This window comes from Bdellovibrio sp. MYbb2, assembly GCF_056175685.1.
Map to the genome: position 1 here is coordinate 1,931,981 of NZ_JBJKJI010000001.1, position 11,316 is coordinate 1,943,296.

Annotated in this window: 14 protein-coding genes; 3 read left to right on the forward strand and 11 right to left on the reverse strand. The window is 50.0% G+C overall.

Translation table 11 applies throughout. The features are described from left to right. Window positions 1-7 precede the first annotated feature (7 nt). From AC04MQ_RS09385 to AC04MQ_RS09400, 4 genes are all read right to left on the reverse strand, one after another. Window positions 8-439 carry a hypothetical protein gene (locus tag AC04MQ_RS09385; protein ID WP_475391945.1) on the reverse strand — a complete coding sequence of 144 codons (432 nt, stop codon included), beginning with the start codon at window positions 437-439 and terminating at the stop codon, window positions 8-10. Window positions 440-629: 190 nt separating this feature from the next. Beyond that, a complete protein-coding gene (locus AC04MQ_RS09390; protein WP_475391946.1) occupies window positions 630-1,193 on the reverse strand; it encodes a hypothetical protein in 564 nt (187 codons plus the stop codon). Then, the gene (locus AC04MQ_RS09395) at window positions 1,186-1,869 is read right to left on the reverse strand and encodes an HNH endonuclease (RefSeq protein WP_475391947.1); all 684 of its coding nucleotides are present in this window, start codon (window positions 1,867-1,869) and stop codon (window positions 1,186-1,188) included. The genes AC04MQ_RS09390 and AC04MQ_RS09395 overlap by 8 nt, the downstream gene beginning before the upstream one ends. Window positions 1,870-1,933: 64 nt before the next feature. Further along, window positions 1,934-2,389, reverse strand: a complete 456-nt coding sequence (locus AC04MQ_RS09400; RefSeq protein WP_475391948.1) for an SRPBCC domain-containing protein — start codon at window positions 2,387-2,389, stop codon at window positions 1,934-1,936. Between the two features lie 136 nt (window positions 2,390-2,525). Between AC04MQ_RS09400 and AC04MQ_RS09405 the strand changes: the two genes are divergently transcribed. Further along, complete coding sequence (locus AC04MQ_RS09405) at window positions 2,526-3,764, forward strand: glycoside hydrolase family 113 (protein ID WP_475391949.1); 1,239 nt, start codon at window positions 2,526-2,528, stop codon at window positions 3,762-3,764. On the opposite strand, the gene AC04MQ_RS09410 is transcribed toward AC04MQ_RS09405, so the two are convergent. Both AC04MQ_RS09410 and wecB read right to left on the reverse strand, forming a co-directional pair. Continuing rightward, a complete protein-coding gene (locus AC04MQ_RS09410) occupies window positions 3,758-4,912 on the reverse strand; it encodes an alpha-amylase family protein (protein WP_475391950.1) in 1,155 nt (384 codons plus the stop codon). The two genes, AC04MQ_RS09405 and AC04MQ_RS09410, sit on opposite strands and share 7 nt — an antisense overlap. A gap of 8 nt (window positions 4,913-4,920) precedes the next feature. Next, window positions 4,921-6,084, reverse strand: a complete 1,164-nt coding sequence (wecB, locus tag AC04MQ_RS09415; RefSeq protein WP_475391951.1) for a non-hydrolyzing UDP-N-acetylglucosamine 2-epimerase — start codon at window positions 6,082-6,084, stop codon at window positions 4,921-4,923. 170 nt (window positions 6,085-6,254) lie between these two features. On the opposite strand from wecB, the gene AC04MQ_RS09420 reads away from it, so the two are divergent. Together AC04MQ_RS09420 and AC04MQ_RS09425 are read left to right on the forward strand one after the other, a co-directional pair. Further along, window positions 6,255-7,001, forward strand: a complete 747-nt coding sequence (locus AC04MQ_RS09420; RefSeq protein WP_475391952.1) for a hypothetical protein — start codon at window positions 6,255-6,257, stop codon at window positions 6,999-7,001. Beyond that, complete coding sequence (locus AC04MQ_RS09425) at window positions 7,001-8,389, forward strand: glycosyltransferase (RefSeq protein WP_475391953.1); 1,389 nt, start codon at window positions 7,001-7,003, stop codon at window positions 8,387-8,389. The genes AC04MQ_RS09420 and AC04MQ_RS09425 overlap by 1 nt, the downstream gene beginning before the upstream one ends. On the opposite strand, the gene mtnN is transcribed toward AC04MQ_RS09425, so the two are convergent. The 5 genes from mtnN to AC04MQ_RS09450 are packed head-to-tail and all read right to left on the reverse strand — an operon-like array spanning window position 8,390 to window position 11,310. Then, complete coding sequence (gene mtnN, locus AC04MQ_RS09430; RefSeq protein ID WP_015091686.1) at window positions 8,390-9,112, reverse strand: 5'-methylthioadenosine/S-adenosylhomocysteine nucleosidase; 723 nt, start codon at window positions 9,110-9,112, stop codon at window positions 8,390-8,392. Further along, on the reverse strand, window positions 9,112-9,468 hold the full coding sequence (locus AC04MQ_RS09435; protein WP_015091685.1) for a zinc ribbon domain-containing protein YjdM: 357 nt from the start codon (window positions 9,466-9,468) through the stop codon (window positions 9,112-9,114). The genes mtnN and AC04MQ_RS09435 overlap by 1 nt, the downstream gene beginning before the upstream one ends. Window positions 9,469-9,500: 32 nt before the next feature. Continuing rightward, window positions 9,501-10,241, reverse strand: coding sequence for a substrate-binding periplasmic protein (locus AC04MQ_RS09440; RefSeq protein WP_015091684.1), 741 nt, complete (start codon window positions 10,239-10,241; stop codon window positions 9,501-9,503). Further along, window positions 10,238-10,696, reverse strand: coding sequence for an META domain-containing protein (locus AC04MQ_RS09445; protein ID WP_015091683.1), 459 nt, complete (start codon window positions 10,694-10,696; stop codon window positions 10,238-10,240). The genes AC04MQ_RS09440 and AC04MQ_RS09445 overlap by 4 nt, the downstream gene beginning before the upstream one ends. Beyond that, the gene (locus AC04MQ_RS09450) at window positions 10,693-11,310 is read right to left on the reverse strand and encodes a hypothetical protein (RefSeq protein ID WP_015091682.1); all 618 of its coding nucleotides are present in this window, start codon (window positions 11,308-11,310) and stop codon (window positions 10,693-10,695) included. Before AC04MQ_RS09450 ends, AC04MQ_RS09445 begins: the two co-directional genes overlap by 4 nt. Window positions 11,311-11,316: the final 6 nt, after the last annotated feature.

The following is an 11,316-nucleotide window of genomic DNA, read 5'->3' on the forward strand; positions in this document are numbered from 1 at the left end:
TTTCTGATTATGGTTTGCTGAAAGAATTCAGAATTGTCAGCAGGGAGGTCAGATTGTCAGAAACGCCGCTCATCACGCGCATATTGTTGGCACTCTGTGGAGCTGTGATCACAACCTGGATTTCACAATTGTTGAACCCGCGGTTGGTGACAGTGTAAATGCCAGATTCTTTGAAGTCAGTTGCGCCGCGAAGATCCAGCTCGTAATTGCTTGGATCACGCACAATCACATCACGTCCACATTCAGGATTGGCGGAGAAAATCACTTTTTTGCCATCAGCAATCTTGATATCCATCACCATGGTCATCATTCCTGACAATTTCAGAGAGCACATGCCAGAAGCCAGTTCAGCATCCGTACAACGATTGTAGTCTGCATGAGCAGAGGCGGCGAAAGTGGAAGATACGATCATGAGCAGGGCAGCGATTTGTTTTTTCATTTGAAACTCCTTGGTTCCTTTTGTTTTGCCGGCATCAGCGCCAGCGTTATGCAGATCTATAAAGCACTGGATGTGCCAGCCTGGTTTAGGGCTGAAAGTGCATTTATTTTGATCTGACAAGGAGTCTGCCGGGAACCCGGCAGGTGATTCTGCCGGGGAATCGGTGGCTGCCGAAAGCTCGGCAGGGGGATTAAGTGGTCCAAAACTCCATATCGAGGTCGACGCGGGTGTGTTTTTGGTACTTCGCTTTGGCAATTGCAGTGGCGGCAACTTGGTATTTAATTGAGTTCTCCGGAACCAGCGCGATGATAGAGGTTGTCTGGGGTGTTGCAAATCCTCGTGACTTTAGGTTTTCTGATTTGTGAAGCCTGCGGATCTGACTCATTGTTTTGCTGTCTAGTGGGATCTCTAGGTGCCAACCATGGTTTAAGTTAAGCTTCAATTCATTGATAAAGTAGCTGTTATATAGAACATCGCGAAAGAATATATTTAGCCCTTTGCGAGCTGTACCCCATCGGCAACCATACTTTTTTGCAGCATGTACTAAAAGTTGAGTCTGCTTGTCTAGATAGTTGTGGTATTTGCCGGATCTCAAGGCTGCGCCAAAAGCATAGAGATCAATATTCTCATTTATATATTTTTGAGTAAAACGAATTAGACCTTGCTTGCCTTGACGGCGAAAAGCACTGGTAGAGATGCTTATCTTCGCAAGTCGACGTTTATGATCTTTGAAGTAAGAAGTCTCTTTAGACAAAGCGATTTCCTTTGGAAAGGTTGTGCTTGGCGCAGAGAATTTGAATGTTCTCGACTTTCTTTGATGATCCACCTTTGGAGTAGGGCAGGATGTGATCAAAGTGAAGGTTTTCCGTTGCGCCACACTTTACGCAGCGGCCTTGGTCGCGTTTAAAGACCGCCGCTTGAATTTCGCTGGGAATCATTCGATCGTGTCTCAAGTCTACGACGGAATGGGTTTGGGGATTTGACTCCGCCAGTTGAAGTTTGAAGCGAAAGACTTTGCGTGGACCTGCCTGGATATAGCTCACGTCGATAAGAGAAAAAACTCCGCAGAACGTCCAAATGCCGTCTTTGACTTTGTTGAAGATAGAAATCTTGCAGGGGCCGATTCCGTGATTTTTAAACTTCAAGGCCTCTTGTTCGAACTTGCCATTTTTAGTAAGGCTTCCACTTTTATTTTTGCGTGGCTGGTCAGTTCTTTCGGGATCGTCGCAGAGGCTTTTCGTTTGATTGTGGCCTTCGTATTCTACCAAAGAGCCATCTTCTGAGATCCAGTCTTCATACGGGGCATTTTCTCTCAAGGACATGAGAAAGACATGGCCACCTTTGGGGGTAGAATAGTTCATTCCATGTTGAATTTGAAATCCGGAGAATGCGCGTAGTTCATCGTAAGAGAGGATTTGACCTATTTCCATCTGATAACAGTAAACGAATTGCTATTTTGCCTCCAGGAAATAGGCCTTTTTCAGGCCCTTTGTCTTAAGAATAAAGCGGCTTGTAAGCGCCTTGGCGCAGGTTGATGCCGTATTCCAGATACGCTTTCATCGCGCAGGCCATTTGTGACCAGCCCATGCAGTTTTTGTAAGAGCTGCTGATGCCGGCTTCGTCTTCTTTCCAGCCGGTTTCGTAAATCTTCACTTTGGCTTCTTTGTCGTTCAAAGCCTCAAAGACAAACTCCGTCTTGGTGTTGTAGCCGCCAGTTTCGGCCTCCCATTCGATCACAATCAGCTTGTCCTGGATGACTTGTTTTACGGGCACAGGGAAAGGACCCGGGAAGTCGGCAAACTCCCACTGCACGGTGGTGCCTTCTTTCAGCGGAGCTGAAGCCCCTGCGGTTGTGAAATACGCGCTGAGTTTCTTCGGATTGTAGACAGCATCAAAAACTTCCTTCACAGGCTTTTGAATGATGATGGAAACTTCAAACTTAGGAATCATGGCGACCTCCGGTATTTGCTGGAAGCCAAAGTCTATCGGAGATTTTATGGTAAAAGAAGCTTTTGCCGCGCAAGGTGTGTGAATATTCAGGGACAAACTGGTATCGCGCAGAAGCGAGCAAACCTAAAATAAAATCATGAAGATGCAACTTGGACTAATTCTTTTTATTGGCCTGTTTTCGTGGACGGCGGCCGCGTTTGAGCCCGCCATCAACATCGTCACCTATCATCCGCTGGGCTTTCGCGTCGATGAAACCGAGCAAGGGCAGCGTGTGCGACGCCTGCTGGAGAAAATTCAACAGCTTGGCGTCAAAGTTTTGATCTTGAATATGCGAGGACACATGATCACCGGCAAAGGCAGTGAGATCAATTCGGTGATCCCTGAATCCTTGCGCCCGGAAGAAGAATTTCACATCCGGGCCCTGGCCGCCTATGCAAAGCAACTGGGAATGGATGTGGCCTTCAGACCTATATTGCTGGTTGTAGGCCCCAAAGGCGAATTTCCGTACACCGAAAAAGGTACTACTTGGTGGCACGGAAATATCGAACCGAAAGATCCAGTCAGTTGGTTTGACAATTACTTCAAGTTTCACGAACGCTACATGACCTTGGCGGGAAGTGTCGGGGCCAAGTGGTATTCCGTCGGGGCCGAGATGCATTCGATGACCTCGGGCTTGGGCAGTCGAAAACCCAAGTGGCGCTTCGGCTTTCCGGATAAGTGGGTGACCTTCATCAAAGCCGCCAAAGAACGCCTGCACCCCAGTGGTGTTGCAGTCACTTACGGGGCCAACTTCACCGATCAGTTCGTGTTGGAGAATGCCAAACGCACCTGGGGCGGGGAGCTCGAACAATGGCGCCACGACATCACCTTTAAACCCAAAAACAGCAAAGAGAGCACACATCAGAACAACATGCGCGAACTTTGGCGGTCCCTGGATTTTCTGGGTTTGGATTTTTACCGTTCCCTGGGAAAGAAAACGTCAAAATACCCCGAAGCCTTCGAGGATCTGGCCAATCATTTGACTGTTCAGACCAGGGGCTTTGCGCAACAGATTCAAAAGAGTGTCGAGCAGATCGCCCAGGTCACAGGAGTTTCTAAAGAAGTGGGTTTGCAGGAAGTTGGCTATCGCAGTGTCGAAAAATGTTTTGTTTCGCCGTACCACTATGAAGGCGGCAGTGAACCAATTAATTACATGCATCAGGCCGCCGCGTGGGAAGCGTTGCTGCGCGCATCGACTGAGTTTGGACTGTATGGAGTTGGCATCTGGCAGGTGCTGGTGGATGAGGACACAGATCTATTAGAGAACCGTGGTTTTTCACCTTTGGGAAAAGCGCCGGTCACTGAAGTCTTTCGCCGTCACTTCATAGTTCAGTGAGTCCAGTCAGACAGGACACTCCACGCCCGGCGATCTTCGATTTGGCTGTGATCATAGACGTCGATTCCGTAACCCAGATCACGTATGGCCCACAGGGTTCGTTGGAACTCTTGCAGGGTGGGCTGCACCATGCTGTCTTGTCCGTACCAGGGGGAAATCTCGACGTGGAGGATGGGAAGGCTGCGACCGGAGACAAAACGCACAAAATCCAAAGAGGCCCGGCGGGTCCATTCAGGAGTAAAGACCGATCCTCCGTATTCGCCGGCCCATTGCTGCCACAAGAATTCACCCACGATGATGTCGATCTTTTCAGGGCCTTCGAGATTTAGTGTCCCGTCAAAATCAAAGCCCACCTGATCGCGAATTTGTTCAGAACTCATCAGGCGGCCGGTGGCGTGTGCGGGCCAGGTATGAACCACCGCAGACAGGATGTTATGCTCATGGGCGACAGTCGACATGATCGCCACCAGATTCGTTAAACCTTGCGCGCGAAACTTAAGCCAGGTGGCATCGCCTAAGGCCGCCAAGGGATGACGTCTCTGGAATTCGGCGTTCGAAACAGGGTTGTAGTCAGGCTCGCCCGTCCAAAAGCAGTCCACAGTGGGTTCGACCGCTTCGATGGCATAAAGATCGGGGAACTTTTGCAGCAAATCGTGAACATAGCCCCGAAACCAAGCGCGATAGGCCGGATGCCATGCGGAAAGGTGATGAGTGCGGGAGAACGGCTTATAGTCCAGGCCGTTGCGCATTTTCGAACGCCAGTCCGGATGTTCTTCCCACAGTTTTTTAAAATCATTAACGGGAATAACGGCGACAACCTTCAGCCCCTGGGTTCGGGCGGTGTTATAAACTTCCAAGAACACATTGTCTTCGCCCATCTGTTCTTCGACTTCGGTGAACGGGTAGGTAGTACGATAGAACGAGCCATGCAGGGGACTGTAGGCATATAAAAACAAAGTATTTGCGCCAGCGCGCTTGGCTTGAGTCACCACCCGTCGGGCAATCGCTTCAATGGATTGATTCGGATAAAGACGGCTGAAATACGCCGGATCCACGCGCAAGCCTCGCATTGTAACACCTTGGGCGTAGGCACTGATTGATGTCAGCACCACGAACAATGTTGTCAGAATGAAAACGAGGACTTTCATGTTTCACCCTAAAGCTTGTCAGCCAGGACTTCCAGAATGCGTTCTGAGGCTTTGCCGTCACCAAAAGGATTTTTAGCCTGGGACATACGCGCAAAAATTTCTGGTGTATCCAGGACCAGGGTTGCAGTGTCGAAGAAAGCCTTTTCCTGCAGGGGAATCAGCATCGATGTTCCGGCGGCAATGGCTTCGGGTCTTTCGGTTTTTTCTCGGGCCACCAAAATAGGTTTTCCCAAGGATGGAGCTTCCTCCTGAACACCGCCGGAGTCGGTGATGATCTTGTGGGCTTTTTCCATCAAATAGACAAAAGGGACATAGTCGATGGGCTCACACAACCAGATTTTACTTTCCCCGGGATTCACTGGCAGTCCTTTGTCTATCCAACGGGCGCGATCTCCAAAGATCTTGCGTGCCGAAGCCCGCACCTGAGGATTCATATGAAGTGGAATCAGAATTTCAGCATCCGGCCGCTCTGAGAGGGCCACCAGACCTTTCATCACTTCTTCCATCGGCGTGCCAAAGGATTCGCGACGGTGAACGGTGACCAGAATCAGCTTTTTTAAAGGATCTAAAAAGGCAAATCGTTCGTTCAGCTCCTGATTATAGATATCTGATTTTTGCAGGCGCTTACGCACTTCGAACAAGGTGTCGATGCCTGTGTTGCCCGTCACATAGATGTCATCAGACGGGTAGTGTTCTTTTAATAGATTTTCCCGCGAGGTTTCTGTGGGGGCGAAGTGGAACTTCGCTAACAGGCCCGTGGCTTTGCGATTGAACTCTTCCGGGAAGGGTGAATTGATGTCGCCGGAACGAAGCCCTGCTTCGACGTGGATGATCGGGATGCGATGATAGAAAGCGACCAGGCCTGCTATAAAGCAAGTCGTGGTGTCACCTTGAACCAAGATGCCATCCACCTTGTTGTTCGACAGGTAATCATGCAGACCTTTCATCACCGATGTGGAGATGTCTGCAAGGCTTTGTCCTGGTCTCATCAAATCCAAATCAAAATCGGGCTCAATCTGGAAGAAGTTCAGAAGAGGTCTAAGCATTTCCCGATGTTGCCCGGTCGAGCCGACAATCACGCGAAAGCGCGAGTCTTGTTTAGCTTGCAGAATAAGCGGGGCCAATTTCACAGCTTCAGGTCTTGTTCCAAATACGACGAGTAGTGTTTTCATGCGTTCAACCGTAGTGGCGCAGATTATTCGTTGGCAACTCCTATATACTTACAAGAGTTTAACTCTTCATTGCCGCAAAATTCATTTACCGTCTACCTTCCCACGAACTCTTTGCGAAGGAATTGCGGATGACGTTTCGTTATATATGTTCACTTTTTGTAATTACATCTATGTGTTGTGCAACTGCAAAAGCGGATGAAGCCAAGGATGTGCTGGCCGAGAAAATGGTGATGAGTGCAAAACCTGCACCGAGGGGCTTTGTCGAACTTTATTCTGAAAGCAGCTATTTTTACGACTATGATTTCGTCACCGACACGCGCCTTCGCTATTACCATCCAATTGCTGAGATTCTTTCGGCGAAGGTCGCAGCGTACTTGGGTGCCAATATTCAGTATCAATCCTCCGGAGCGAAAGCCAAGTACTATGATAACACGGTGAACCCGCAGGTGGGGTTGCAGCTTCGTCCGGTCGAGTGGATGAGTGTCGGGGCCCAGGTGGGTTATCGCACGGTTGTCGGCAATGACGAACAACCGGCGGCTACAACATGGGATCCGCGCATGGTCGCAGCAGCGGGATATTTCTTTAGCTGGCCGGTTCCGCAGGTCTTCACTGATGTCTATGGGGAAGCATCCTATGTGCCGCGCCTGTCTTCCACGCCGGTGTCTATTGCCTGGGTGAAGCAGGGCTATCGTTGGTCGCCGCTAATGAAGCTAAAAGTGGACGCTTATGGTGAATTCTATGCACGTGAAAGTCGCAGTGCTGATTTGGGGCCGACCATGACGGAATGGCGTGTGGGTGGGCGCACAGGATGGTTTGAAAACTCCTGGAATATGTCGGCCCTGTTGTTTCACCCGTTGGAAAAGCACACACACAGCGGAGAACTTGAAGGTCTTCTGGTCGTCGGAGGAATCTTCTGATGCCGTGGACTTGGGAATATCACGATGCCTTCTCGCTCTTGACGTGGCTGGTGGTGCTGGCGACGACGGTCTTTATTTTGGATGATTTGTTTATTGATCTGGTGGCTTTGCTGCGAGGGCTTAGACCTCAGCGTATTGGGCATTCGACGTTGTTGACGATGAAGTCGCTGAAACAAAAGCATATTGCCATCATGATCGCCAATTGGAAAGAAGCCGAAGTTATCGGGCCGATGATCCGAGGGAATGTACAAGGTATTGAATATCAGAATTATAAGTTCTTTCTGGGTGTTTACCCCAACGACACAGCAACATGGGAAGAGGCCAGTAAACTTGAGCGCCTCTTTCCGGACAAAGTTGTCGTAGTTGTAAACACCCAGGCGGGACCAACCTCCAAGGGGCAGATGCTGAATGAAATTGCCCGGCAGATTATTCAATCCGAAAAAGTCACGGGCCAGACGATGGATCTTTTTTTGTTGCAGGATTCAGAGGATGTTTTGCACCCTCACGCATTCACCTTGATGAACTATCACAGTCGCGAGGCTGATTTCATTCAAATTCCGGTGTTTTCTTTTGATGTGCCCAAATCATCTTTAGTGGGTGGCATCTATATTGACGAATTCAGCGAAGCGCATACCAAAGATCTTTTGGTCCGTCAGGAACTGGGCGCCGCCATTCCTTCCGCCGGGGTGGGAACTTGTATGTCGCGAAACCTGGTGACGGGTATGATGGCGCGGCAAAACGGGCAGCTTTTAAAAGAAGACACTTTGACTGAAGACTATCATCTGGGAATTATCGCCAAGCCTATGGGCTTTAAAAGCCGTTTTGTGTGCGCTGAGCTTGAGAAACCGGACGGACAAAAAGAGTTTATCGCAACCCGGGAATACTTCCCCAGTGATTTCATGGCGAGCGTCCGCCAGAAGTCACGATGGACCTTGGGAATTGCTTATCAGGGCTTTCACAATCTGCAATGGGGTGGAACGCTGGTGGACAGGTACTTCCTGCTGCGGGACCGGAAGGGCCCCGCGAACAGCATTCTGGTTTTGCTTTCTATCTTGGTTCTGCTGGGGATGTTTGCTTTGCGCCTGCAAGGGGAGGCCATGCCAAGCCTGTTGCAAAGCCCGTTCTTTGTGGCGCTTTTGAGTTTTAATGCGGTGGCCATGGGCATTCGTATTCTGCAAAGAATGCGTGCCGTGATTCGGGTGAATGATTTCAGTCAGGCATTGATGGTGCCAGTGCGTTGGGTGCTGGCTAATGTGGTCAACCTTTTGGCGGCATTGAAAGCGCATCGCATGTTCAAGCAAAGTCAAAAAACCGGCGAGCGTCCTGTATGGATCAAGACCGAACACAAGATGCCAGCGCACTTCGGCGTCGAAGGCGGGGCGCAGTGATCAGCTTAAAAGGCCGTCGATGATATCGGCGGTTTTTTTCTGACTGGAAGTCAGGAAGTTGACGTATTCATCAGTGGGCTTGCTATAAGTGGTGTCAGCCACCGTTTTAACGATCACAAAAGGCACCTGGGCTTTTTCACAAAGATAAGCGATGGAACAAGCTTCCATATCTACCAATAAAGCGTCAGCAAATGTTCGTTTAAGTAAATCCTTGCGAACCGTGCCGCCAACAAACTCAGATCCAGATAAAACAGTGCCATGGTGAACTGCGCAGGGGCTATTCTTCAACAGACCGTCGATCTTCTGATTCCATTGCGCCGAGGCTTTGATCTTGATGGATTTGCGTTTTTCTGGAGGCAAAGACAGGTGCAGTTCTCCGCTGGCCATGTACTCTAATCCGTGGTTGGACGAACAGATGGCATCGTGCTGAATGACGTCCGTGGCAATGCAGATATCGCCAAGCTTAAGGCCCGGGTCGATGGCTCCGCCCAATCCCAATAGCATCACGACATCAAATTTATATGTGCTTAGAAACGACGTCAGAACTGAACTGGCATTGATGGGACCAATGCCAGTCTGAGCGATAAGAATGTCTGATTCTTTATTTTGCAGCTTCCACACCGGGACGGCAAAAGGTGCCAAAGAGGCCATCGGCGCCGAGGGCAGGCCCGCGACGTCGTTGAGTTCCTCTTTCATGGCAGTCAGAATCAGAATTCTGGTCATCAGGCCTTCTTTACGAATTCGGACTTCAGATTCATGGATCCAAAGCCGTCAATCTTGCAGGCGATGTCGTGACCATCCCCACCGGATTGCAGGCGGATGTTTTTTACTTTGGTTCCGACTTTGACGACAGAGGAAGATCCTTTGATTTTCAGATCTTTGATCACCACAACAGTGTCACCATCTTGAAGGACGTTGCCGTTGGCATCTTTAATAACACCGTCATCGACGGCTTCTTCTGCCGGGGCTTCTGCGGCATGGGCGCTCCACTCGTGGGCGCATTCGGGGCAGACCCAAAGGTTGCCGTCCTGATAGATGTGTTCGGAATTGCATTGAGGGCATTTGGATTCAGTACTCATAGGTCATTTAAAACATATCAAAGCCGCAGAAGCTAGTATTTAGCGGTGATATTTTTTAGGGTGCCGTCTTTGCGCATGGATTCCAGAGCACTGTTCAGGGATTCAATCACAGAGTCGGGCGTACTGGGATGAAATGCCAGCCAGTAATCGGTGGCGTAAAGGTAAGCCAGCTTCTTGTATTTGACGTTCCACTTGGCTTCATAGGACTTTTGGCTTCCGGTTGTCACGATATCCAGTGCGATGCGGCCTTTTTTGAAGGCTTGCATGCGTTCGTCTTCTTCCCGGTAAATGGTGATTTTAAAGCCGTGCTTTTGCAAAAATTCGATCGGGGCGTCACCATACTGGCCGGCAACCGCATGTGACTTGAAAGTTTTGAAATCCTGATGGGGTTCGTGGTTTGCGCTTTGCAAGCAGGCCAAATGGACCTCATCTTTTACAATGGGACCGACCCATTTAAAAAGTTTTTCGCGTTCTTCCGTGCGAGACGTGGAATAGACAAAGTGTTTGGGTTTTTCCAGGGCGGCTTTATAGGCGCGAGCCCAGGGCCAGACGGTGAAAGTGGCTTTCAGCTTGGCGCGTTTAAAGGCTTCCTTCGCCACCTCCGTGGCTGAGCCTTTGACTTCGCCATTTTCCTGATAGTTAAAAGGGACGAAATCTTCAGTTAAACCCTGATAGATGATCTCGCGCCCTTTGTGGTCAGCGAAGGGGGATTGTGCTTGCACGATCGGTGTCGCGAGAAAGGCAGCACCGAGCAGAATCAGCGAAAACTTCATTTGCTGACGGCTTTAAAGCGAGCCAAAGGAGCCATGCGCGCTTTGTTCAAGCTTAAGCTGTCTCCATCCACGGTGTAGTTATCCACGCCCTGCAGAACTTCGGCAAAATTGTCTTCAGTCGGCATTTTCACGCAGAATTTTTTGGTGGAAGCCAGTTTGGAAATGAACAGGCGTTGGCCCGGAGTTTCTTCGTAGGCTCCGGTGAAGCTGTTGCAGCCATCGCTTCCGTTCACACGATTGTCACCACCATTAAACTGTATATAAACTTTTTGCGAATCGGCGTTGGCGTATTTCACGGGCTGACCCATCAGCTCGACAAGTTCCCAGCGGATGTCTTTGAAGTTGGCAGCAGGGGCGGAGTTGTTTTGCATGCTGGTTTCCTCAGGCGTTGTTTCAGTGTGGGCGCAGCCCCACAAGGACAGGCAGATCAGGGACAACAGGGTGATTTTATTCAAGGCAGATTCCTTTCTGACTCGGTGACATCTTTCAAGTCATCGGTGTCGATGTCTTTGGAAAATAAGTCCAAAGCCGACTGGCCGACTTGTTTTGTATCATAGCGTGTATACCAGCCGACGGCAACGGCGCCGGCCACCGGAATCCAGCGAGAGATACTGGCCCCCAGCATTCGCTGAGTCACCCGCAAGCCCAGTCGTTCACACAGTCTTTGTACCATGCGCAGGCTGGTTTTGCGTAAAACATAACGTTCACCGACGCGCACGACGATGTCGCGGAAAAGCTGGCTTGCACCGTGTTTAAACAGACAAAACAACAACGCCTCTCTGGTCAAAAATCCTGTTTTGCCATGGATGGCCGCAATATCTGAAACCATCTGGGCCTGAATTCGCCAGATCAATATCAGATCCGGCAGGATCGTCACCATGCCAAGAGGACCTGGTGGAATAGCCAAAGCCGCAGAGACGCTGGCGGCACGCAATGAGGCTGACTTGATCACTTGCGCAGAATCTTTGACGGGAGTGTTTGATGCCTTATGGGAGGAGGCGGGGATCTGACTGACCAGATCCAGCAGAGTATTTGCGATTCCCGCGGGCGAGGGTTTTCTTTGTGCCATAGCTCA